The organism is Arthrobacter sp. 9E16 (assembly GCF_002929435.1).
Classification (GTDB): Bacteria; Actinomycetota; Actinomycetes; order Actinomycetales; family Micrococcaceae; genus Arthrobacter_B; species Arthrobacter_B sunyaminii.
Genome location: NZ_PJIU01000003.1, coordinates 566,718 through 589,994 on the forward strand (window position 1 = coordinate 566,718; position 23,277 = coordinate 589,994).

Annotated in this window: 21 protein-coding genes and 1 riboswitch; of the genes, 16 read left to right on the top strand and 5 right to left on the bottom strand. The window is 66.3% G+C overall.

Features of this window, described 5'->3' with window-relative positions; all coding sequences use genetic code 11:
* The first annotated feature begins 2 nt into the window (after positions 1-2).
* The 7 genes from CXR00_RS14845 to CXR00_RS18335 all read left to right on the top strand — a co-directional run bounded on the left by CXR00_RS14845 (position 3) and on the right by CXR00_RS18335 (position 7,405).
* Positions 3-497: a GNAT family N-acetyltransferase gene (locus CXR00_RS14845; protein ID WP_104055297.1), complete on the top strand. Its 495-nt coding sequence runs from the start codon at positions 3-5 to the stop codon at positions 495-497.
* A gap of 261 nt (positions 498-758) precedes the next feature.
* Complete coding sequence (gene gatC, locus CXR00_RS14850) at positions 759-1,055, top strand: Asp-tRNA(Asn)/Glu-tRNA(Gln) amidotransferase subunit GatC (protein ID WP_104055298.1); 297 nt, start codon at positions 759-761, stop codon at positions 1,053-1,055.
* 8 nt (positions 1,056-1,063) lie between these two features.
* Positions 1,064-2,566, top strand: a complete 1,503-nt coding sequence (gene gatA / locus CXR00_RS14855) for an Asp-tRNA(Asn)/Glu-tRNA(Gln) amidotransferase subunit GatA (protein WP_104055299.1) — start codon at positions 1,064-1,066, stop codon at positions 2,564-2,566.
* Complete coding sequence (gatB, locus tag CXR00_RS14860) at positions 2,566-4,083, top strand: Asp-tRNA(Asn)/Glu-tRNA(Gln) amidotransferase subunit GatB (protein ID WP_104055300.1); 1,518 nt, start codon at positions 2,566-2,568, stop codon at positions 4,081-4,083. The genes gatA and gatB overlap by 1 nt, the downstream gene beginning before the upstream one ends.
* A 176-nt stretch (positions 4,084-4,259) precedes the next feature.
* The gene (locus CXR00_RS14865; RefSeq protein WP_104055301.1) at positions 4,260-5,162 is read left to right on the top strand and encodes an aminoglycoside phosphotransferase family protein; all 903 of its coding nucleotides are present in this window, start codon (positions 4,260-4,262) and stop codon (positions 5,160-5,162) included.
* Between the two features lie 17 nt (positions 5,163-5,179).
* Positions 5,180-6,289, top strand: coding sequence for an FAD-binding oxidoreductase (locus CXR00_RS14870; protein ID WP_104055302.1), 1,110 nt, complete (start codon positions 5,180-5,182; stop codon positions 6,287-6,289).
* A gap of 222 nt (positions 6,290-6,511) precedes the next feature.
* Positions 6,512-7,405, top strand: coding sequence for a hypothetical protein (locus CXR00_RS18335; RefSeq protein WP_181032596.1), 894 nt, complete (start codon positions 6,512-6,514; stop codon positions 7,403-7,405).
* 226 nt (positions 7,406-7,631) lie between these two features.
* On the opposite strand, the gene CXR00_RS14880 is transcribed toward CXR00_RS18335, so the two are convergent.
* Complete coding sequence (locus CXR00_RS14880; RefSeq protein WP_104055303.1) at positions 7,632-7,928, bottom strand: acylphosphatase; 297 nt, start codon at positions 7,926-7,928, stop codon at positions 7,632-7,634.
* Between the two features lie 4 nt (positions 7,929-7,932).
* Positions 7,933-9,507 (bottom strand): histidine ammonia-lyase, encoded by a 1,575-nt coding sequence (gene hutH / locus CXR00_RS14885; RefSeq protein ID WP_104055304.1) that lies wholly within the window; start codon positions 9,505-9,507, stop codon positions 7,933-7,935.
* 88 nt (positions 9,508-9,595) lie between these two features.
* Between hutH and CXR00_RS14890 the strand changes: the two genes are divergently transcribed.
* From CXR00_RS14890 to CXR00_RS14915, 6 genes are all read left to right on the top strand, one after another.
* On the top strand, positions 9,596-10,426 hold the full coding sequence (locus CXR00_RS14890; RefSeq protein ID WP_104055305.1) for an IclR family transcriptional regulator: 831 nt from the start codon (positions 9,596-9,598) through the stop codon (positions 10,424-10,426).
* A gap of 76 nt (positions 10,427-10,502) precedes the next feature.
* Complete coding sequence (locus CXR00_RS14895) at positions 10,503-12,188, top strand: urocanate hydratase (RefSeq protein ID WP_104055306.1); 1,686 nt, start codon at positions 10,503-10,505, stop codon at positions 12,186-12,188.
* 4 nt (positions 12,189-12,192) lie between these two features.
* Positions 12,193-13,512 carry an allantoate amidohydrolase gene (locus tag CXR00_RS14900; RefSeq protein ID WP_258060508.1) on the top strand — a complete coding sequence of 440 codons (1,320 nt, stop codon included), beginning with the start codon at positions 12,193-12,195 and terminating at the stop codon, positions 13,510-13,512.
* The gene (locus CXR00_RS14905) at positions 13,509-14,933 is read left to right on the top strand and encodes a formimidoylglutamate deiminase (protein ID WP_258060509.1); all 1,425 of its coding nucleotides are present in this window, start codon (positions 13,509-13,511) and stop codon (positions 14,931-14,933) included. Before CXR00_RS14900 ends, CXR00_RS14905 begins: the two co-directional genes overlap by 4 nt.
* Positions 14,930-16,201, top strand: coding sequence for an imidazolonepropionase (hutI, locus tag CXR00_RS14910; RefSeq protein WP_104055308.1), 1,272 nt, complete (start codon positions 14,930-14,932; stop codon positions 16,199-16,201). Before CXR00_RS14905 ends, hutI begins: the two co-directional genes overlap by 4 nt.
* A gap of 55 nt (positions 16,202-16,256) precedes the next feature.
* A complete protein-coding gene (locus CXR00_RS14915; RefSeq protein ID WP_104055309.1) occupies positions 16,257-17,045 on the top strand; it encodes a CPBP family intramembrane glutamic endopeptidase in 789 nt (262 codons plus the stop codon).
* Between the two features lie 48 nt (positions 17,046-17,093).
* On the opposite strand, the gene CXR00_RS14920 is transcribed toward CXR00_RS14915, so the two are convergent.
* Entirely contained in the window at positions 17,094-17,801 is a 708-nt protein-coding gene (locus tag CXR00_RS14920) for a TetR/AcrR family transcriptional regulator C-terminal domain-containing protein (RefSeq protein ID WP_104055310.1), read from the bottom strand.
* Between the two features lie 186 nt (positions 17,802-17,987).
* Here CXR00_RS14920 and CXR00_RS14925 point away from each other — a divergent pair, with 186 nt between their 5' ends.
* The 3 genes from CXR00_RS14925 (at position 17,988) to CXR00_RS14935 (ending at position 20,453) form a co-directional block, all read left to right on the top strand.
* Positions 17,988-18,347, top strand: a complete 360-nt coding sequence (locus CXR00_RS14925; protein WP_104055311.1) for a primase-like DNA-binding domain-containing protein — start codon at positions 17,988-17,990, stop codon at positions 18,345-18,347.
* Positions 18,347-18,586, top strand: coding sequence for a hypothetical protein (locus CXR00_RS14930; protein ID WP_104055312.1), 240 nt, complete (start codon positions 18,347-18,349; stop codon positions 18,584-18,586). The genes CXR00_RS14925 and CXR00_RS14930 overlap by 1 nt, the downstream gene beginning before the upstream one ends.
* A gap of 73 nt (positions 18,587-18,659) precedes the next feature.
* Positions 18,660-20,453 (top strand): glycoside hydrolase family 2 protein, encoded by a 1,794-nt coding sequence (locus CXR00_RS14935; protein WP_104055313.1) that lies wholly within the window; start codon positions 18,660-18,662, stop codon positions 20,451-20,453.
* Positions 20,454-20,458: 5 nt separating this feature from the next.
* Here CXR00_RS14935 and CXR00_RS14940 read toward each other — a convergent pair whose 3' ends face one another.
* Both CXR00_RS14940 and CXR00_RS14945 read right to left on the bottom strand, forming a co-directional pair.
* Positions 20,459-21,433: a type IV toxin-antitoxin system AbiEi family antitoxin domain-containing protein gene (locus CXR00_RS14940; protein WP_104055314.1), complete on the bottom strand. Its 975-nt coding sequence runs from the start codon at positions 21,431-21,433 to the stop codon at positions 20,459-20,461.
* An 836-nt stretch (positions 21,434-22,269) separates the two neighbouring features.
* Positions 22,270-22,929, bottom strand: coding sequence for a VOC family protein (locus CXR00_RS14945; protein ID WP_181032579.1), 660 nt, complete (start codon positions 22,927-22,929; stop codon positions 22,270-22,272).
* Between the two features lie 170 nt (positions 22,930-23,099).
* Positions 23,100-23,215: riboswitch (SAM riboswitch) on the top strand.
* Positions 23,216-23,277 lie beyond the last annotated feature (62 nt).

The following is a 23,277-nucleotide window of genomic DNA, read 5'->3' on the forward strand; positions in this document are numbered from 1 at the left end:
GCATGAGCATCACCGTCCGGCAGGCCACCGAGGCAGACTTTGACGAAATCCGCCGGATCACCCGCGATGCCTATTTGAGCGCCGGGTTTATCGAAGCAGACAACCCCTACGTCAAGGATCTGGAGAACGTTGAGGACCGTGCGGCCAACGCGCTGCTCTGGGTGGCCGAACTGGACGGCAAGGTAGCAGCGTCCACCGCAATCACCTTCGCCGGGCAGCCGTACACCGACATTGCGATTGAGGGCGAGCTGGAATTCCGCATGCTCGCAGTGGATCCGGCCCTCCAACGCGGCGGTGTCGGCCGCGCCCTGGTGGCCGCCGTCATCGAGTATGCCCGCAGCCTCGACGGCATTCACGCCGTCAGCCTGACCAGCATGACCCCGATGACCAACGCCCACGCCCTGTACAAGTCCATGGGGTTTGAGCGGGTGCCCGAGCGTGACTGGACCGTGCCCGATGAGGACATCCTCCTCTGGGTCTTCCGCCTGGCGCTCTGACGCCGGCTGCGGGCGACCCCAGCGCGCCGAGGTCCTGGGAGCGCGGAGGTTCTTCACGCGGCGAGGTCCTGAACACGCGGCGTCCGTAGTACAGACAACGGGCTTCCGTCGTCGATTTGAGCCCGTTATCTGTTCTACGGATTGGCCAGGATGGGAGTTCAGCGATTCGGGGTGCACCCGCGGACCACGGAAAACCGCAGCACCAAACGCCGTAGACTGGGACGGATACCTTTTATCCGAAAAAAGACGCATGGGAGACTCATGTCTGAGATCAATCGTGAGGCTGTGGCGCACCTGGCGCATCTGGCCCACATTGAGATGACCGAGGATGAACTGGCCAAGATGGCCGGCGAACTGGATGTCATTGTTGATTCGATCAAATCCGTAAGCGAAGTTGCCGGTGAGGACATCCCGGCTACCTCCCACCCCATCCCGCTGTTCAATGTGTTCCGCGAGGATGTTGTAGGGCAGACGCTGACCAATGAAGAAGCGCTCTCCGGTGCTCCCGACAATGCGGCCGGCCGTTTCAAGGTCCCTGCCATCCTGGATGAGGAGTAAAGACTTCCATGAATGAACTGATTACTTCGAGCGCTGCCGTCCTGGCAGACAAGCTCGCCGCCGGCGAGGTATCCGCCGTCGAAGTTACACAGGCCCACCTGGACCGGATCTCCGAGGTGGACGGCGCCGTCAACGCCTTCCTCCACGTGAACACCGACGAAGCGCTGCAGGTTGCGGCCGACGTCGACAAGGCCCGCGCCGCCGGCGAAACCCTGCACACCCTCGCCGGCGTGCCCATCGCCATCAAGGACCTCATCGTCACCAAGGGCCAGCCCACCACGGCCGGCTCCAAGATGCTCGAGGGCTGGATGAGCCCGTACGACGCCACGGTGATCACCCGCATCCGTGCCGCACGCATGCCGATGCTGGGTAAGACCAACCTGGACGAATTCGCCATGGGTTCCTCCACCGAGCACTCCGCGTATGGCCCCACCCGCAACCCGTGGGACCTGGACCGCATTCCCGGCGGTTCCGGCGGCGGTTCGGCAGCAGCCGTGGCAGCCTTCGAAGCACCCCTGGCGCTGGGCACCGACACCGGCGGATCCATCCGCCAGCCTGCCGCCGTCACCGGTTCCGTGGGCGTGAAGCCCACCTACGGCGGGGTTTCGCGCTACGGCGCCATTGCCATGGCCTCCTCGCTGGACCAGATCGGCCCGGTATCGCGCACCGTCCTGGACGCCGCCCTGCTGCAGGAAGTCATCGGCGGACACGATCCCCGCGACTCCACCTCGCTGCCGGACCCCGTAGGCAACCTCGTGGAAGCCGCCCGCAACGGCAACGTTGCCGGCATGCGCATCGGCGTCATCAAGGAACTGCAGGGCGAAGGCTACGAAGCCGGCGTCCTGGCCCGCTTCTCCGAATCCCTGGAACTGCTCAAGGATGCCGGCGCGGAAATCGTCGAGGTCTCCTGCCCCAACTTCAAGTACGCCCTGGGCGCCTACTACCTGATCATGCCGTCCGAGGCTTCCTCGAACCTGGCCAAGTACGACGGCGTCCGGTACGGCCTGCGTGCCCTGCCCGCCGACGGTCCCATGACCATTGAGCGCGTCATGGGCGCCACCCGCGCCGCCGGCTTCGGCGACGAGGTCAAGCGCCGCATCATCCTGGGCACCTACGCCCTGTCCGCCGGGTACTACGACGCCTACTACGGCTCGGCCCAGAAGGTGCGCACGCTGATCCAGCGCGACTTCAACGCCGCGTTTACCCAGGCCGACGTCCTGATTTCCCCCACCTCGCCCAACACGGCGTTCAAGCTGGGGGAGAAGCTGGACGATCCGCTGGCCATGTACCTGAACGACGTTGCCACCATTCCGGCCAACATGGCCGGCGTTCCGGGCATCTCCATCCCCGGCGGCCTGGCTGACGGACTGCCCGTGGGCATCCAGTTCCTGGCTCCGGTCCGGGAAGATGCCCGCCTCTACCGCGCTGGCGCAGCGCTTGAGGGCATGCTGGAAAAGAAGTGGGGCGGCCCGCTGCTGGCCTCTGCACCCGTACTCGGAGGAGTGAAGTAATGTCTGTGCACATCCAGGACGACACCCTGTCCTTCGAAGAGGCCATGGAGAAGTACGATCCGGTGCTCGGTTTTGAGGTCCACGTGGAGCTCAGCACCAACACCAAGATGTTCTCCGATGCGCCCAACGTCTTCGGCGACGAGCCGAACACCAACGTCACCCCCGTGTGCCTCGGCATGCCCGGCGTGCTGCCGGTGGTCAACAAGACCGCCGTGGAGTACTCGATCCTGATCGGCCTGGCGCTGAACTGCAAGATCGCCGAATCCTGCACCTTCGCCCGGAAGCAGTACTTCTACCCGGACACCCCGAAGAACTTCCAGACCTCCCAGTACGAAGATCCCATTGCGTACGACGGCTACCTGGACATTGAGCTCGAAGACGGCACCGTGTTCCGCGTCGAAATCGAACGCGCACACATGGAAGAGGACGCCGGCAAGCTCACCCACATGGGCGGGGCCGCCGGCCGCATCCAGGGCGCCGACTTCTCCCTGGTGGACTACAACCGTTCAGGTGTTCCGCTGGTGGAAATTGTCACCAAGCCCATCGAAGGTGCCGGTTCCCGCGCACCCGAGCTGGCCAAGGCCTACGTGGCCGCGGTCCGCGAGATCGTGAAGAACCTGGGTGTCTCCGACGCCAAGATGGAACGCGGCAACGTCCGCTGCGACGCCAACGTGTCGCTGCGCCCGTACGGCCAGGAAAAGTTCGGCACGCGCTCGGAAACCAAGAACGTGAACTCGCTGCGCGCCGTCGAACGCGCCGTCCGCTTCGAGATCCAGCGCCACGCCGCTGTCCTGGAATCCGGCAACAAGATTGTCCAGGAAACCCGGCACTGGCACGAGGACACGCGCTCCACGACGTCGGGCCGGCCCAAGTCCGACGCCGATGACTACCGCTACTTCCCGGAGCCCGACCTGGTTCCCGTGGTTACCACGCCGGAATGGATCGAGGAACTGCGTTCCCGCCTGCCCGAGCCGCCCGCCGAGCGCCGCAAGCGCCTGCAGGCCGACTGGGGTTACTCGGACGCTGAGTTCCGCGACGTGGTCAACGCCGGTGTCATGGACTCCATCGAGGAAACCATTGCTGCCGGTGCCTCCGCACAGGTTGCCCGCAAGTGGTGGATGGGCGAAGTGTCCCGCCGGGCCAAGGAAGCCGAAGTCGACCCCACCGAGGTTGGCGTGTCGCCTGAGCTGATCGTTGAACTGGACCGCCTGATCCAGGCCGGCAAGATCAACGACAAGCTGGCCCGCCAGGTGCTCGACGGCGTCCTCGCCGGCGAAGGCACCCCGGAGGAAGTCATTGAGGCGCGCGGCCTGGCCGTGGTGTCCGACGACGGCCCCCTGCTTGAAGCCATCGACGCCGCCCTGGCGGCCCAGCCCGACGTTGCGGACAAGATCCGCGGCGGCAAGGTCCAGGCCGTCGGCGCGATTGTTGGCGGCGTCATGAAGGCCACCCGCGGACAGGCCGACGCCGGCCGCGTGCGTGAGCTGATCCTGGAACGCCTCGGCGTTCAGGGCTAACTCGGACCACCGAGTAAACACCGCATAAACGATAAACACCGCATAAACACTGCCGGCCCCGGGACACCCCGGGGCCGGCAGTGTTTAACAGGCTGTCGGCGCCGACCGGGGCAGCGTTTATGACCCGGCCGCGAAACAGGGAGACGCCCGCCCGGTGCTGACTGTAAGGTTCTGGCATGGCCGATCATCCCGCAGCAGAGATCCACGCAGATGCGGACCTCGTGCGTCAGCTCCTCCGGCAGCAGCACCCCGCGGCGGCGGAGCAGCCGCTGCAGCTGGTCGCCAACGGCTGGGACAACCACATCTTCCGGCTCGGCCCAGACCACGCTGTGAGGCTTCCCCGGCGTGAGGCAGCTGTGCAGCTGACGGCCAACGAGCAGCAGTGGCTCCCCAGTCTCGCCGCTGATCTTCCCGTGGCAACATCAGCCCCTGTCTTTGCCGGCCGCCCCTCCGAGGCATTTCCCTTTCCCTGGAACATCACGCGCTGGTTTGAAGGCGCCGAGGTTTCGCTGCAGCCCCGGGACCGCAACGTTGCACTGGCTGCTCCGCTGGCCGGTTTCCTCAACGCCTTCCACCGGCCTGCCCCGCCGGATTACCCCCGGAACCCGGTCCGGGGCGTGCCGCTGGCCACCCGCAACAACGCGGTTCTGGGCCGCCTCGCCAGCGGCATGGTTCCCCATGCCGCCCGGGTCCGGGAGCTGTGGGAGGCCAGCCTCACGCTGCCGGGCTGGCCCGGTCCGAACCTCTGGCTGCACGGTGACCTGCATCCGGCCAATCTCGTGGGTGCTCCGGGCGGCGGGCTGCAGGCCGTCATCGATTTCGGAGATCTGACGGCCGGAGACCCTGCTACAGACCTCGCGGCCGCCTGGCTGGTCTTTGACCAACACGGGCGCAGCGCCTTCCGTGCCGCACTGGGCAGCCGGTACGACGCCGATCCGCACGTTTGGGGCAGGGCGCAGGGCTGGGCGGTGTGCATGGCCTCAAACCTGCTGGCCAATTCCGACGATCATCCGGGAATGTATCTCATGGGGTCGGAAACCCTGATGGAAATTCTGACTGATGAGCGGGACTGGGTTTGAAGGCGGCCGGAAAAGCAATGAAGAACAGGGGAGACTCGGTGGACTGTGACATTTTGGTGGTCGGCGGCGGAATAGCCGGGCTGTCCCTGGCCTCGGCACTGGCAGGGCGAACCGGCGTGCTGGTGGTGGAAGCCGAACCGACACTGGGGTTCCACACCTCCTCCCGCTCCGCCCGTCAGCTCATACCCAGCTACGGGCCCGCAGTCATCCAGGAACTGACCGTACGAACCCTGGCCCTCATCCGGGCGCTTGAGGTCCATTTGCCGGAGCCTGTCCTCACGGCACGCAGTTTCCTGCTGGTCGGCAGCGAGGAAGCCGTACGGGACCGCGCCAGCGGCCACATGCATCCCGTTACGCCGGCGCAGATGATGGCGCTGGCTCCTGAACTGAAGCCCGAGCACTTTCCCGCGGCAGGGTTGGACACCACGTCCGTGGGGTGTGACACCGACGCGCTGATGGAATACCACCGCCGGCGGATCCTGGACCGGGGCGGACGCATCCTGACAGGGTCCCCGGTCCGGGGTGCTCACTATGGGGAAGGAGGAGAGAACTCCGGCCGCTGGGTCACGGAGGCGGGGGAGCAGCACATCACTTCCCGCGTGGTGGTCAACGCCGCCGGGGCCTGGGCTGACGAGCTGGCCGCCCTTTACTCAGTCCGGAAGCGCGGCCTGCAGCCGTACCGCCGCACGGCCGCCATCGTCGACGTCGAACACCCCCTGCCTGCGGATGCACCCATGGTGGCCGACGCGGATGAGACCTTTTACTACCGCGCGGACGGAAACCGGGTCCTGGTGTCTCCGTCGGAGAGTGTTCCCAGCGAGCCCATGGACGCCCGCCCGCACGCCGAGGACGTTGCCGCGCTGGTTGACCTTGTTAATTCCGTGACGACCCTGGGAATCACGGGGGTTGTGAAGTCCTGGACCGGGCTGCGCACCCAGGCGGCTGACGGGCTTCCCGTGGTGGGGTACGACGACGTTGTTCCCGGGTTCTTTTGGCTGGCCGGACAGGGTGGTTACGGCTTTCAAACCTCATCCGGAATGGCGGAAATCGCGGCCGCAATGCTGCAGGGGGAACAGCCGAAAAAGGCCGTCATCGAGGCACTGAGTCCCACCCGCGCCGGACTGTGACCAAAGTCTCATCACTGCTGCGTAACGAATCGGTGCAAGTGAGTGTGTATGGTCATATTCGCGTGCCCGGGTGCCTACAGTTGAAGGATAAAGCCAAGTTGGCTTTCTCTTCTTTTTAGATCCACCTTTTTGCTTGAAAGGTCTGTCCCAGTGTCAGATATTTTGCCGCCACAGCTGGTTGGCGCGCAGCAGAGTTCGCTCTATGTCAAAATCCGAACAATAGTGACCGTTATCTCCGGAGCCTGGCTGATTTTGGCCGTAACGGGGTTTGGATTCTTTTCCGGCGGAACAACATCTCTGGCCTTTTCGCTGATCCTCATGTACGCAACGGGTGCAGCCCTGATTATAGTGATCGCTGCCATCTACCGGGCCGTTAAAAACTCAGCCATTCGGCGCAGCGAGACCGCGCCCGAGGATACCGCCGCACTGGCCTTCATTGACACCACCCGCTCCGCAGCGGACGAGCTCCTCGCCGCACTGCGTCCGGCGCCTCCGACCGGCCGGGCCTATGATCCCGCCGCCCGCACCGTTGGGCCGGCTGTGTCGATGATCGAAGCCGTGGCCGCGGCGCGTGCGGCTGCGAACGCAGCAGCGGTTGCTTTGACTTCCACTCCGGCTGAAGCAAACCGGACGGATCGTCCGGCCAAGAAGGATCAGGCACCTGCCGCGAAGACTGCTGCCGCCGCGCCTGTGGCAAAGCCTGCCGCAGCCAAGAAGCCTTCCGCCGCGAAGTCAGCGGTCAAGACACCTGCGGCGAAGCCTGCCGCAGCCAAGAAGCCTTCCGCTAAAACCGCGGCCAAGCCAAGCGCAGTAAAGAACACTGCCGGCAAGGTGCCCGGCAAGACACCGGCAGGGGCCAGGACTTCTGCTAAGACTCCGGCCAAGGGCGCCGTCAAGGGTTCCGGCAACGGGGCAGCCAAGAAGCAGCAGCCGCGGTCCGGTGCCGTGCAGCCGAAGAAGAAGACCGCTCCGGGAGTCTCCGCCAACGCAGCATCCCCTGCCTGTGCCTCACCGGCCATGGGCCAGCGGCCTGCACTGGTGCTGGCGTCCAGCAATCCCGTTCCCCAGGCAGTACGAAAAGTGCATGAGGCACTGACACGGCAGAAAGCCTCCTGACCTGCGCAATTGCGGATCTTCCGACGTTCAGGGAGTTGCCAGCTTTCCTCCAGTTCGTGCCCAGTCAGAGGGGTTAACGTAGTTAGTACCTCATAAGGGTGCGAGTGATGAATGGATAGAGTAGTGACCTATCCGGCGCCGGCAGACCAGGGTTGTTCCCCCCAACCAACCCAAGGTCTGCCGGCGCTTTTCTTTGTCCAAACTGCTGTCCACCCCGCCATGGCGGTCACTCAGTTCCGAAGGTCCTGAATTCGCCCGTCGCTTCGGACCAGGAGTCCTGCACAGCGCTCACTGTTCCGGGAGCAGCCGGAGAATTCAGCCACTGCAACAGCTCCTCCAAGGCCGGGCCGGCTCCCTCTGCGACCACCAGGACTGATCCGTCGCTGCGGTTGGCGGCAAGGCCGGTGAGTCCGAGGCGGATTGCCTGCTGCAGGGTCCGGTAGCGGAACCCCACCGCTTGGACCTCTCCGGTGATCCGGGCCGTGAGCCGGCGGGCAGGGACGGGAGTATCCGTAGGTGTCATGGGCTTAGAGTAACGGCGTGTCCAGCACGGAGTCAGCAGCAGCGAGCAGGGAACCGTCCGCCACGGCCACCCTGCAGGCCTCGATCTCCGGCGCCAGGTACCGGTCCGGACCCGGCCCCGGCACCACTTCACGCAGGGCCGCCCGAACCGCGGTAACCGCCGGCGCACTGCGGGAGGTGGAAACACCGCCGTCGCGCATGTCCAGTGCCCGGGCTGCGGTCAGCACCTCGATGGCCAGGACCCGCGTCAGTCCGTCAATTGCGCGGCGCAGTTTCAGTCCCGCCGCCCAGCCCATGGAGACATGGTCTTCCTGCATTGCCGATGAGGGAATGGAATCCACCGACGCCGGAACGGCCAGCCGCTTCAGCTCGGAAACGATCCCGGCCTGCGTGTACTGGGCAATCATGTGCCCGGAATCGACTCCCGGGTCAAAGGCCAGGAACGCGTTGAGGCCGTGGCTGCGGGATCGGTCCAGGAAACGGTCGGTGCGCCGTTCGCTCATGGAGGCAATGTCGGCGACGGCGACCGCCAGGAAGTCCAGCACGTAGCCCACAGGTGCGCCGTGGAAATTGCCGTTGGATTCCAGCCGCCCGTCCAGGGTCACCACCGGATTGTCGATGGCCGAGGCCCGCTCACAGTCTGCAACATTCTCGGCATGCTGCAGGGTGGACCGGGCAGCGCCGTGGACGGAGGGAACGCAGCGCAGTGAGTAGGCGTCCTGCACGCGGGTGAAGCCGCCGGTTTTTTGTTCCTCGATCAGAGCCGATCCGGCCAGAAAGGCGCGGATGTTCGCGGCGGATTCCGCCTGTCCGGGCTGCGGCCGCAGTGCCTGCAGATCCGCGGCAAACACCGCGTCGCTGCCCAGCAGCCCTTCAACGCTCATAGCTGCTGCCAGGTCCGCGGTGGACAGCAGCAGGTGCAGGTCAGCGATGGCCAGCGTGAGCATACCCAGCATGCCGTCGGTGCCGTTGATCAGGGCCAGGCCCTCCTTCTCCTGCAGCTCCAGCGGTTCCAGCCCGGCTGCCGACAGGGCCGCTGCGGCCGGCACCCGCTCGCCGTCGGCGGTCCGGACCTCGCCTTCGCCCATCAGGGCCAGCGCACAGTGGGAGAGGGGAGCCAGGTCCCCTGAGCAGCCCAGTGAACCGTACTCGCCCACCACCGGAGTAATGCCGGCATTGAGCAGCCCGGCATACGCGAGGGCCACTTTGGGGCGGACGCCGGTGCGGCCGGTGGCGAGGGTGGACAGCCGGTTCAGCATCAGCGCCCGCACCACCTCCGTGTCCACTTCCGCACCCGACGACGCCGCATGGCTGCGGATCAGTGAACGCTGCAGCTGCCGGCGCTGTTCGGGGACGATCTGCTTCACCGCGAGGGCCCCGAAGCCGGTCGAAACCCCGTAGTGGGGCTTATCGTCGGCAGCGAGTTCCTCGATGACCGTGCGTGAGGCTGTCATAGCGGTGAATGCCTCGGCCGCCAGCGTGACGGCTGCGCCGTGCCGGGCTACGGCAACGATGTCCTCCGCCGCCAGGGCGCCGGTTCCCAGCTCGACGGTTGTACGGGGGTTCTGCAGGGTTTCCATCTCCTTATCTGAGCATGGGAACGGCAGGGGTCCTAGCGGGACACCGATTCCCTGTCTGGGATTCCAGACACTGCACTAGACTCTGCACATGCCAGAGAGCTATTTCCGGGTTCAGGTTCCCGCTGCTGCACAAGTCCTGTCGATCCTGCGCTATTTGGGAACGCAGGCCGGCCCCGTCAGCGCCACCGCCGTTTCCCGGGACCTCTCCCTGCCGCGGTCCACCACCTACCACCTGCTTGCCGCCCTGGTTGCCGACGGGTTTGCCGTCCATTTGCCGGAGGAGCGCAAATACGCCCTCGGTGCGACAGCCCATGAGCTCGGCACCGGCTACGCGCGGCAGGCACCGCTGCAGCGCATTGGCCGGTTTCCGCTGCGGAAGCTGGTAACCCAGGCATGCCTGACCGCGCACCTGGCAGTCCTGCAGGGCACCGACGTGATTTACGTGATTGAGGAACGGGCACCGAAGCAGCTGCCCCTGGTGACCGACGCCGGCATCAGGCTTCCGGCCCACCGCACCGCCAGCGGGCGGGCCATGCTGGCCCGAATGACGGACGCGCAACTGCGGGCACTCTACCCGGATTCAGAGACTCTGCGCTCCGGCCGCATCGGAGGTGCCGCCCTGACCGGCCTCCTGGCGCAGGTGCGTAAACGCGGTTATGCCTGGGAGGAAAACGAAGTAACGGAAGGCTTTTCCTCAATCGCCGTGCCCGTCCTGGACCGCTCCGGCCGAGCGGTTGCCAGCGTCACGCTCACAGCACCAAACCGGTTGTCAGCCGATTCAGCGGGTCCCGCCGCCCTGCAGGGGATCCCTGCCTTTGCGGCCGATCAGCTGACCGGCGTCTCCCGGTGTGCCGCCGAAATCTCCCGCCGGCTGGGCGCCCAGACGTCCCACCCTCCGGCGCCGCTGCAGCCTTTCTGATCACCTGCTGTCTGGGATCCCAGACGCCCCGAAAATCTTCTGCGGGCGGGCCGGAACCCTCAGCTACCGTCTGGTCATGGCTACCATTTCCGATCCTTCCCGCAGCATCCGGTCCCCCCGCGGCACTTCCCTGACAGCTAAGAGCTGGCAGACGGAAGCGCCCCTTCGGATGCTCATGAACAACCTGGACCCGGAAGTTGCCGAGCGGCCGGAGGATCTGGTCGTCTATGGCGGAACCGGCCGGGCTGCGCGCAGCTGGGAGGCGTACGACGCGATCGTCCGCACCCTGTCCACGCTGGCCGACGACGAGACCCTGCTGGTCCAGTCCGGCAAACCCGTGGGCGTCTTCCGGACCCACGAGTGGGCACCGCGGGTGCTGCTGGCCAACTCAAATCTGGTGGGGGACTGGGCCACCTGGCCCGAGTTCCGCCGGCTGGAGGCCGAAGGACTGATGATGTACGGCCAGATGACGGCCGGATCCTGGATCTACATCGGCACGCAGGGCATCCTCCAGGGCACCTACGAGACCTTCGGCGCCGTTGCCCGGAAGCTCTTTCGCGATGAAAACGCCACCCTCGCCGGCACGCTGACCCTCACCGGCGGCTGCGGCGGCATGGGCGGTGCGCAGCCGCTGGCCGTGACGCTGAACGGGGGCGCGGTGCTGATTGTCGACGTCGACGAATCCCGCCTGCGCCGCCGTGCCGGGAAGCGTTACCTGCAGGAGGTCGAAACGGACCTGGACACCGCCGCCGCCAAGGTCATGGCCGCCAAGGCCGAGAAACGGGCGCTGTCGGTGGGACTGGTGGGCAACGCCGCCGAGGTCTTCGAGGAACTGCTGCGCCGCCAGCTCGCCGGGGACATCAGCGTGGACATTGTCACGGACCAGACCTCAGCCCACGACCCGCTGAGTTACCTGCCGGCCGGCATTCCCGTGGAGCACTGGGACGCCGAAGCCACCGCCGACCCCGAAGGGTTCACGAAGAAGGCCCGCGAATCCATGGCCCGCCAGGTGGCGGCCATGGTGGGCTTCCAGGACGCCGGGGCCGAGGTCTTTGACTACGGCAACTCCATCCGTGACGAAGCACGCCAGGGCGGCTACGAGCGGGCGTTCGAGTTCCCGGGGTTTGTTCCCGCCTACATCCGGCCGCTCTTCTGTGAAGGCATGGGCCCCTTCCGCTGGGTGGCGCTTTCCGGCGATCCGAAGGACATTGCGGTCACGGATGCCGCCATGAAGGACCTCTTTCCGGAGAACACGCGCCTGCACCGCTGGCTCGACGCCGCGGCGGAGCATGTTGAGTTTGAAGGCCTGCCGGCCCGCATCTGCTGGCTGGGCTACGGCGACCGGGCCAAGGCCGGGCTGCTGTTCAACTCGCTCGTCGCGGAGGGCAGGGTCAGCGCACCGATTGTCATTGGCCGCGACCATCTGGATTCCGGCTCGGTGGCCTCACCGTACCGGGAGACCGAAGCCATGGCCGACGGGTCCGACGCCGTCGCGGACTGGCCCCTGCTCAACGCGATGCTGAACACCGCCTCAGGTGCCACGTGGGTTTCCATCCACCACGGCGGCGGCGTGGGCATCGGCCGCTCCATTCATGCCGGCCAGGTGTCGGTCGCGGACGGAACCGAGCTGGCCGCCCGAAAGCTGGAGCGGCTCCTGACCAATGATCCGGGCACCGGCGTCATGCGCCACGTCGACGCCGGATATGAGCGCGCCTCCGACGTCGCCGCCGAGCGCGGTGTCCGTATTCCGATGGCAGAGTAGATCCATGGACCTGTCACCTGCTTCGCCCGTTGCTTCGCCCCTTAAAGCTCTGATGGCCGCCATCGAGGACACCGGACGCGATGAGCGCCGCGGCGGATACTCCCGCCCGGTGTACTCCGCCGCCGAAAGAGACCTGCGCGAATGGTTCACGGCCGAAGCGCTTCGGCGCGGGCTGGCCGTGGAAACGGATGCCAACGGCATTCTGTGGGCCTGGTGGGACCTGCCGGGGGATTCTGCAGCGGGGATCGACGGAACGTCCGGCGTACCGGAACGCCGCGGCGCGCTGGTTACCGGCTCCCACCTGGACTCCGTGCCAGGGGGCGGCGCCTTCGACGGACCGCTCGGCGTGGCCGGTGCCCTGGCGGCAGTGGATCTGCTGCAGGCCCGGGAAAGGGAGGGGGGCCTGGTCCGTAACCGGGCCCTCGCCGTCGCGGTGTTCCCGGAGGAAGAAGGATCCCGCTTCGGCGTCGCCTGCCTCGGCTCCCGGCTGCTGGCCGGAGCGATCGACCCGGCTAAAGCCCTGTCCCTGCGGGATGCGGACGGCAACACCTTTGCCGACGTCGCCCGCGCCAACGGACTGGACCCGGAGCTGATGGGACGCGATGAGGCGGTGCTGAGCCGCATCGGCGACTTTGTGGAACTGCATGTGGAGCAGGGGCGCGGCCTGAACACTGAGGAGTTCATGGATGCGGCCGGGCGCGGTCCGGCCGTGGCCGTGGGAGGATCCGTGCTGGGCCACGGCCGGTGGCGGTTCACCATCGCCGGGCAGGGAAACCACGCCGGAACCACCCTGATGGCGGACCGCGCCGATCCCATGGTCGCGGCAGCCCAGCTGATCGTGGCCGTGCGGCAGACCGCAGCAGCCCGGCAGGGGGCCCGCGCCACGGTCGGCCGGCTGGAACCGGTTCCCGGCGGCACCAACGTCATCGCCTCCCGGGTGGACCTCTGGCTGGATGTCCGCCACCCCGAGGACGCCGTTACCGCTGCCCTGGTGGAGAAGATCCACGGCCAGGCCCAGAGGATCGCCGCGATGGAGGGCTGCACAGTCCGCCTGACCGAGGAATCCTATTCCGGCACCGTCCATTTTGACGCCGCCCTTCAGCGCTCACTCGAACAATCAGTGGCTCGAACCGTGCCCGGCGCCCCCGTCCTGGCGACCGGCGCCGGGCACGACGCCGGAGTGCTGGCGGCCCTGGTGCCCACGGGCATGCTGTTTGTCCGCAATCCCTCGGGGATCAGCCACTCGCCGGAGGAGTATGTGGAGGATGCCGACGCCGAGCTCGGCGTTGCGGCGCTCGCCGATGCCCTGCAGGACCTGCTGTGAGCATCCCGGAGCGGCAGGAGTCCTTTTGGTGCGAGCAAGCCTGGGTGAACGGCGCGGTTGCCGCCGGTATCCGGGTGGAGATTGATCCCACGGGCACGGTGAGGGGAACCGAAACCGGCGTGCCGGTCCGGGAAGGGGACTGCCGGCTGCCCGGCGTGACGTTCCCGGCGGCGTCCAACGCGCACTCCCATGCCTTCCACCGGATCCTGCGCGGACGCACCCACGCCGCCGGCACCGGCAGCTTCTGGACCTGGCGCGAGCAGATGTACGAAGTAGCCGCCGCCCTGACTCCGGAACTGTATGAGCAGCTTGCCACAGCGGTGTTCGCGGAAATGGTGGTCACCGGATGGACCTCCGTGGCCGAGTTCCACTACGTCCACCATCAGCCGGACGGCAGCGCCTATCCGCAGGAGCACGCCATGGAACGGGCGCTGGCGCGGGCCGCCGTCGCCGCCGGCATCCGCCTGACGCTGCTGGACACCTGCTACCTGGCCGGCGGATTTGGTGCGCCGCTCACGCAGGGACAGCTGCGCTTTGGGGACCGCGACGGCGCCGCCTGGCTGCAGCGGCTGGCCTCCCTGCGCGCTGCGTTTGCCGAGGAGTTCGATCCGGCGCAGGTCAGCGTGGGAGCGGCCCTGCACTCTGTGCGCGGGGTGCCGGAGGAGGAGCTGGAGCTGATCGCCCGGAAACTCCCCGCAGACCTGCCGCTGCACATCCATCTCTCCGAACAGCCCGCCGAGAATGCGGCCTGCCGGGAAGCCACCGGACTCACGCCGGCCCTGCTGCTGGCCAAGCACGGCCTGGTGACCCGGCGGCTCTCAGCGGTTCACGCCACCCATCTGAGTGAAGAAGACATCGGCGTTCTGGGAGCCGCCGGCGCAACTGTGGTGATGTGCCCCACCACGGAGGCGGATCTGGCTGACGGCATCGGTCCGGCGGCACAACTGCGGGCCGCCGGCGCCCGGATAGCTCTGGGCACTGACCAGCACGCCGTCGTCGATCCCTGGCTGGAGATGCGGGCGCTGGAACACGGCGAACGCCTCCGCTCCGGGGAACGCGGCCGGTTCAGCCCGGCGGACCTGCATGCGGCGGCATCGGCTGCCGGAACGGCCGCGCAGGGGCGGCCGGCTCCCGGGTTGGCCCCGGGGAACAGCTGCGATCTAATGTCAGTGGATCCCGAAACTCTCCGGACGGCCGGCTCGCGCCCCGGGCAGCTGGCTCTTTCCGCCACAGCGTCGGATGTCCACACCGTGGTCGTCGGCGGACGCATCCTGGCCCGCCACGGCCGGCATGCCGTACTGGGCGATCCGGCGGCGCTGCTGTCGGCCGCCGTCGCCGCCGTGGACGGGAAAAACCCGCCGCTGCCAGCCACCACCATGTCCGCCTCCACCATCCCAGCCACCACAACGGAAGACCCATGAGCACATCCACCGCACGCAGCACCCCGGCATCCACCCTGATCACCAACATTGGCGAGCTTTCCACCCAAGATGAAACCCGCGGCACCGGATCAGTGCTGCAGGATGCGGCTGTGGTGTTTGAGGGCGAACGGATCAGCTGGATCGGTGCGGCGTCCGACGCGCCTGCCGCTGATGAGATGGTCAACGCCGGCGGGCGGGCGGGACTGCCGGGCTGGGTGGATTCGCATACGCATCTGGTCTTTGCCGGGGACCGCGGCGCGGAGTTCGAAGCCCGGATGTCGGGGGAGTCCTACGCTGCCGGCGGCATAGCTGTCACCACCGACGCCACCCGGGCTGCCTCGGATTATGACCTGACCCGGCTGCTGCTGGCACGCGTTGCCGAGGCGGCGGCCGGCGGCACCACCTATCTTGAGACCAAAACCGGGTACGGGCTGAACGTGGAGGAAGAGCGGCGGCACGCGCGCATTGCCTCCACCGTGGCGAACCAGGTGACTTACCTCGGCGCACATCTGGTGCCGGCCGGCTCCGACGCGGACGACTACACGGACCTGGTGTGCACTGAGATGCTTGAAGCGGTGCTGCCGTATGTGCAGTGGGCCGACGTCTTCTGCGAAGAGGGCGCCTTCACCGAGGACCAGTCACGGCGGGTGCTGAAAGCCTGCCGCGACGCCGGCCTGGGCCTGCGGGTGCACGGCAACCAGCTGGGCCGCGGTGCCGGCGTGCGCCTGGCCGTGGAGTTTGGCGCGGCCAGCGTGGACCACGTGAACCACCTGGCCGACGACGACATCGACGCCCTCGCCGGCACCTGGAAGGAATGGAACGCGGACGGAACGGATGCAGCCGCCCGGGTGGCAGGAACCGTGGCCACCTGCCTGCCCGCCTGCGACCTGTCCACCCGGGCGCCGCTGGCTCCGGCGCGGAAACTGCTCGATGCCGGAGTCCAGGTGGCGCTGGCGTCCAACTGCAACCCCGGCACGTCCTACACCAGTTCCATGAACTTCTGTGTGGCGACGGCGGTGCTGCAGATGGGCCTCACGGTTCAGGAAGCACTGCGGGCTGCGACGTTCGGCGGCGCGCTGGCCCTGCGCGTGCACACCGGGGAGGACAGGGACGGGCAGCGGGCGGTGGGGTCGCTCGCCGTCGGGCACCGTGCGGACCTGCAGCTGCTCAACGCTCCCTCGGCTGCGCATCTGGCCTACCGGCCCGGCATGCCGCTGACCGGTGCCGTATGGCGGGCCGGACAACAGCTGGGGTTGCCTGCCCGGTAGCCGATCCGCGGTCGGGAACCGTGTGGTTCCTTGCACATCCTGCACAATGGAAGGCATGCGTGCTGCCTTCCCCTCCGTCCCCGCCGAGTCGCTTGATCCGCGGGCACGGAAGATGCTCGTCTTCGAAATCCTGATTGTGCTGGGACTGTCCCTGGGCCGCTCGGGGGTTTACGCCGTCGTCGAACTCCTGGAAAAGGCAACCGAGGGACCGCTGGCCGGGCAGACCACCACGCTGAACCCGGTCCTGGACGAGAACCCCTGGTTTGACCTGACCTATCAGCTGCTGGGGATTTTCTTCTCGCTGCTGCCCGTGGCCCTGGTGCTGTTTTTGCTCACTGAACCCGGTAAATCGGCGTTCCGGCGCATCGGGTTCACCTTCGAGAAGCCGCTGCGCGATTTCGGGCTGGGCGCGGGCCTGGCGGCGGTGATCTGTGTGGGAACCCTGGGCGTATACGCGGCCGGCCGGGCGCTGGGCATCACCACCGCGCTGGTGCCCGCAGCGCTGGACACGTACTGGTGGACGCTGCCGGTGCTGATTCTCTCGGCCGTGCGGCATGCGGTGCTCGAGGAAGTCATTGTGGTGGGATACCTGTTCCTGCGGCTGCGGCAGCTGGGCTGGGGGACGCCGGCGATCATCCTGACCTCCGCCCTGATCCGTGCCAGCTATCACCTGTACCAGGGGATTGGGCCGGGCATTGGAAACTTTTTGATGGGGCTGATCTTCGGCTACGCGTATGTCAAGACCCGGCGCGTGATGCCGCTGGTGATCGCCCATGCCCTGGTGGACATCACGGGGTTTGTGGGTTTTGCCCTGTTTGGTCCCGCCATCGGGATCGGCAACTGACGCCGGCGCGCCTGCCCTCCTGCGTTTCATGCTGCCGGTCACCGGCGCTCAGCTGTGCAGCACAGACCCGCCGCCCAGTTGTTCAGCGAGTCCGGAGAGCAGGATGCTCAATCCCTGATCCAACTCAACTTCGCCGTCATAGTCCGCAAGAATCGGTGCAAGGGACCTGAGCCGGGGGAATTCCTTCGGGGGCAGCCGGTGCAGGCCAAGACGCAGAATGGCTTCATCTTCTTCGGGATCGGCGATGAGCTCCTGCAGCTCGTTCAGGATGTGTCCGTAGAGGAACGAGTAAAAGGCACGATAGATGTGCAGGGCATCCTCGGGGGAAAATCCGGCTTTCATGAGGAGCGCCAAAATCCGCTCAAGCGGCCGCAGTGTTCCCCGGGGGCGCAGGCCCAGGGGAGTGGACAAGGGCCTGGTGACCAGCAGCGGGACCGTGTTGGGGTGCTGCAGGGCCAGCACCCGGACGTCATGGGCGATGCGTCGCAGCTGAGCCTGCCAGTCCAACTCATCCAGACGAATCGTCAGTTTATTGAAGACCAGTTCTTCGACTCCGGCCAGCAGGGCTGCACGGTTTTCCGCGTAACGGTAGAGGCTCATCGGATCGCAGTGGAGTTCCTGTGCCAGTCGACGCATGCTGAGAGCTTCCAGCCCGTTGGCATCCACCAGTTCAAGGGCCGTCCCCAGCACGAGTTCCCTGCTCAGGCGAGCTTTTCGGGAACCTGATGTGGCTGGTGTTTCCGGGGCTTCCGTCATGGGGTGGGTCCGTCCTGATCGTCTTGGGGAGCGAACATCGCTCGCTCTGCCCTAATGATAATGGTTGCTTCTGCGTAGGTCTACGGCTACAGTCTACAGTGTAGAGCAGCCGACATGGTTTTCGGAGAGATCAGAGTTTGCATGGCCGGTAGTGGCCACTCGCACCGATCGATCAGGAGAAAGCGCATGACTGCAATGACAGGCACCACCCCCGCTGACCGTACCGGGAACGCCAAGACAGCCGAGGACCGGGTCCGTCAGTTCCTTGCTGTATGCACCGTACGGGACCTCGATGACAGTGCAGTCCTGCCCGTTGCCGACCTCTACGGCATGTTCATCATCTGGTGTGAACAAAACAGCACAGATCCGCTGTCCATCCAGCTCTTCTCGAAGGTACTGCGGGATGAAGGAATCGAGGTCGGGCTTCAGCGCAGGGAAAAAGTGGTCAAAGGCATCATGGTCACAGGCCAAATCCCCATCCAGTACATTCTGGAGACTGATAAGGCTCCGGGTCCCAACAGTGTGCTGGGGGCACTTCCGGCGTGATGCCCGCTCACCCCGTACCCGTGGAGAGACACTGCAGCACTATCGTTGAGGCACTGAAGCTGGCCGTGCAGGACGTAGCTGAAGAAGCTACGCTGATCGGTGTCGAACTTGTCGCGGGGCAACTGGACCTGGGCATCCAGCGGCATTGGGGCACGGATCACGGTATCGGCTCCGATGAACTGCGCGCGACTGCACGGGACATCATCGCGGCGAGGCAGCGTTCAGGCCGCGCGCGCTGAAGGGTGCCGCAGGAGTTGGACAACGCCGCCGGTGATGCCCGCCCGGAACGCCGACCAAGGAGCACACCCGCCTGTGACACTGACGACCCCGTGGGGAGTTGACCTGGATCCGGAATCCGTTCTGCAGGAATATCCCCGTCCGCAGCTTGTCCGCGACAGTTGCCTGAACCTCAACGGGTATTGGGAGTACGCCATCACCTCGGTCCGCAGGGAGCGGCCACCGGCCGAGGGCGACTGGGACGGGCAGATCCTCGTACCGTTCTCGCCCGAGGCGCCGCTGTCCGGGGTGAACCGGCAACTGCAGCCCCAGCAGTTCCTTTGGTACCGGCGGACGGTCCGGCTGCCGGTCGGTTTTGCCGGCGAGCGCGTGCTGCTGCATTTCGGCGCGGTGGACCAAAGCTGCACGGTTACGGTGAATGGAACGGAAGTGGGCGGGCACGACGGCGGCTACCTGCCGTTTTCCCTGGATGTCACGGACGCGCTGGTGCCCGGTGGCGAGCAGGAAATCGTGGTGCGGGTCCGGGACATCAGCGACACGGGCTACCACAGCCGCGGCAAGCAGACCCTGGACCGCGGCGGCATTTGGTACACCGCTCAGTCCGGCATCTGGCAGACGGTGTGGCTGGAGTCCGTGCCGAGGACGAGCATCTCGCAGCTGGTCCTGGTGCCGGATCTGGACTCCGTCTCGGTGACCGTGCTGCTGGACGAAACCGGCGACGACGGGCGCGACCTGTCTGCGGCGATCACTGTGTCCGCCGGCGGACGCACCGTGGCGGACGCCGTCGTCGTTCCCGGGGAAGCCATGAACATCCCGGTGCCGGATCCGCATCTGTGGACACCCGAGGATCCGTTCCTGTACGACCTGGACGTGCGGCTGCTGTCCGGCGGCCGGGAGATCGACAGTGTGCGCAGCTATACCGGGCTGCGGACCTTTGGAACGGGGCCGGATGCATCCGGTCATACCCGGCTCCTGCTCAACGGCACACCGTACTTCCATGCCGGGCTGCTGGACCAGGGGTACTGGCCGGACGGCCTGTACACGGCGCCGTCGGATGCCGCTCTGGTGTATGACATCCAAACCGCCAAGGATCTGGGGTTCACCATGCTGCGCAAGCACATCAAGGTGGAACCGCTGCGGTGGTACTACCACTGCGACCGCCTCGGCATGCTGGTGTGGCAGGACCTGGTCAGCGGCGGCCGTTCCTATCGGCACTCAGTGGTGACGGCTCCGGCTGTGGGGCTGCCCCACCGTGATGACAGTGACCACGCTGCGTTCGGGCGTGCTGATGAAGCGGGCCGGGAGGAGTTCCTGACGGAGCTGCGCGGCACCGTGAACCTGCTGCGTAACAGCACCTCGCTGGCAGTGTGGGTTCCGTTCAACGAGGGCTGGGGCCAGTTTGACGCGAACGCCGTCACCGACCTGCTGGGCTCGCTGGATCCGACCCGCAGCATCGACCATGCCAGCGGCTGGCATGACCAGGGCGGGGGAGACCTCAAGAGCGTGCACGTGTACTTTGTGCCGTTTGTGCTCCGGAAGGGCTGGCTGCGGGACGGGCGCGCCGTCGTCCTGTCCGAATACGGCGGCTACAGCCTGCGCGTTCCGGGCCACACCTTCAACGAGAAGGAGTTCGGCTACCGGAAATTCAAGACGCCGGAGGCCCTGCGGCGGGCGTGGATCAAGCTGCACCGTCAGCAGATCGAACGGGCGGTGGCTCAGGGGCTGGCTGCGACCGTGTACACGCAGCTGACCGATGTGGAGGACGAAGTGAACGGGCTGCTCACCTATGACCGGCGCGTGGTGAAGATCGATGCCGACACAGTGCGGGAGACCAATGCCGCGCTGGTCCGCGCGGCCGTGGGTTCCTGACCGTTTCAGCGGCGGCGTTGCCTGGGCAGCCCAGCTCGAAGCAACATGCTCACCAGCCCGTCCGGATCATTCCGGGGTTTGATGAGGTCGGCCCAGGACCAGCGGACAAAGCCAACGCCGGTCGCCCGAATCGCATCTTCCCGCCTCTTCTCGAGGATGAGGGCTTCCCGGGAAGCCGTGCCGACCTGTTGGCTGGCGCCGGGGCTTCGGCTGGATCCCGCGGTTCCATACTTCACCGCGCCGTCGAATTCACCGACCAGCGCGTAGTCCTTCCAGAAAAAGTCGGTTCTTCCAATGAATTGTCCTCCGGCAGACCGGAACTCATATTGGAGGTCCGGAGGCGGAAATCCGTACAGATGCAAAACGGCACGGGAATAGGACTCGCCGGGGGATTCGGAACGGCTGTCCGCGAAGGAGATCACCCTTCTCGCCCTGGTGCGTTTGGCCTCGTCCGGAAGGTTTTCGCAAAGGATCAGCAGGGCCTCCTTCTCCAAAGCGGGAAGGCTGCGTGCCGCATCCGGGCGCAGGACGTGGTCCATGGCGGGAACCGCACGCTCGAAGCGAAGCCGAGCGGCCATGTCGAGGACTGTTTGAGCACGTGAGGTGAGGGCAAGGCCGTCCCGTGCCGTGGCCGGTTCGAGTAATCTCCGAGGTGTCCAGCGGAGACTGCCGCGGCGTCTTCCATGCGAAGTGCCCGGTGCCAGCAGCAGGATTTCAGAGGTTCTGCCGATGACAGGTAAACCCCAGATGACGGCGGCCGACTGCTGGATCAGGATCCGTGGTGCCTGTGCCTGATCCACGGCAGCAGTAATCGAGGCACGGTCCCGGTCCCACTGCGGCATCTTCTGCCACTGGGCGGCTTCGACGTAGACCCCGGCCCGCACCCGGACCAGCTCGCCCGCCTGACATCTCCGGGCCAGGGTACGTCTGCCGGAGCCGTCGCGATCGGCGTCGGCTGCATAAAGAAACTCCGGATCCATGAGACAAGCGTGAATCCGGGGCTTGCTTCACTAGATGAACCGGGAGCGATCTGTGGATAAAAACCCCGCCCGGGGGAAAGGCGGCCACTTTGGGCAGGCGCATCCGGATTGGGATTCTGCTGCCGGTGCGGACCGGCAGCGAATTCCCGAAAGGTGCGCGGATGCCCGGAGCGGCAGCGGATCAGGGGTCCGGTCCGCGCAAAAGGTGCGCGGATGCCCCAAGCGGCAGCGGGTACCTAATTGGTTCTGCCGCCAGCGGGAAAGGCGACCACTTTGGGCAGGCGCATCCGGATTGGGATTCTGCTGCCGGTGCGGACCGGCAGCAAATTCCCGAAAGGTGCGCGGATGCCCAGAACGGCAGCGGATCAGGGGTCCGGCCCGCCCAAAAACGTACGCGGATGCCCAGAACGGCAGCGGATCAGAGGTCCGGACTGCCCAAAAACGTACGCGGATGCCCAAAGCGGCAGCGGATCAGAGTGCCCGCCCAGAAGGTGCGCGGATGCCCAAAGCGGCAGCATGTACCCAACTGGTTCCGCCGCCAGCGGGAAAGGCGACCACTTTGGGCAGGCGCATCCGGATTGGGATTCTGCTGCCGGTGCGGACCGGCAGTGAATTCCCAAAAGGTGCGCGGATGCCCAAAGCGGCAGCATTTACCCAACTGGTTCTGCCGCCAGCGGGAAAGGCGACCACTTTGGGCAGGCGCATCCGGATTGGGAATCTGCTGCCGGTGCGGACCGGCAGTGAATTCCCGAAAGGTGCGCGGATGCCCAAAGCGGCAGCAGATCAGGGGTCCGGTCCGCCCGAAGGGTGCGCGGATGCCCAGAACGGCAGCAGAACTAGATCTCGACGAGGCCCTTGGCCGTGTTGAACGTGACGGACATGATGCCGGGCGTGCCCTTGGGGGAAATCCACGTGACGCCCACGTTCTCCAGCGGTTCCTCGGCCGGGGTGCCCAGCCACTGCGCCACACGGTCGGCGGAGCCGGCGATGGTCAGCGAGTCCAGCTTCACGGCACCGGGCATGCCCGGCAGGGCAGCCGAGGGGTGCAGTTCGTCGGTTCCGTCATCCCAGCGCAGCATGTACGGCACCTGGGGGTCGGCGATCAGGCCGTTGATGCCGATCTGCTGCCAGGTCAGTTCCTGGCCGTCGGGGAACTTCCGGTTGCCCGGAACGGAGAGCCGTCCAAGCCGTTCTTCAAAGGGGGCGAGGTCATCCACGGCCACGCACCAGCCCATCCAGCCGCCGCCGCACTCCGAGCGCTGGCGCACTGCCTGGCCGAAGGGAGCCTTGTCCGAGGCCGGGTGGTTCAGGGCCTCCACCACCTCGACGTACTGATGGTTGGCCAGGGGAAGGATCATGTTCCGCGTACCAAAACGCGGATGGACGCCGCCCTTGACGAAGTCCGCTCCCAGAGCGTCTGCGATCCTCTCTGTCGTGGCCAAAAGACCGTCGGATTCACTGGCATAAGATACATGGTCCAAGCGCATGCGGCCCATAATGGCACGTTGTGACCAGCGTCTCGACTTAGGGCGTCCTAAGGCGGGCCAAAGACGCTTTCCCTGCAGCCGCCGGGAAAAGGTACGCGCCCATCCGTGCCGCCGACGCCCGGGAAATGATCCGTCACACTCCTTGCAGGCGCCGGACTTATCCGTTTTCATAGGGGATAGGTCATGAGTGCCAGCAGATAGCCCCGGCTTGCTGGCCGGCAACCCTCCAACCGCGGTGGGGTGCCCCGGGTGAAGACCTGGCCCTGCCTCAACGGATGCAGGGCAAGCGCGGGTCCCACGTGGCTGCCGGTTACCTTGTTCCGGCCGGAAGTCTCTGTGCGGCCCTTAGGTTATGGG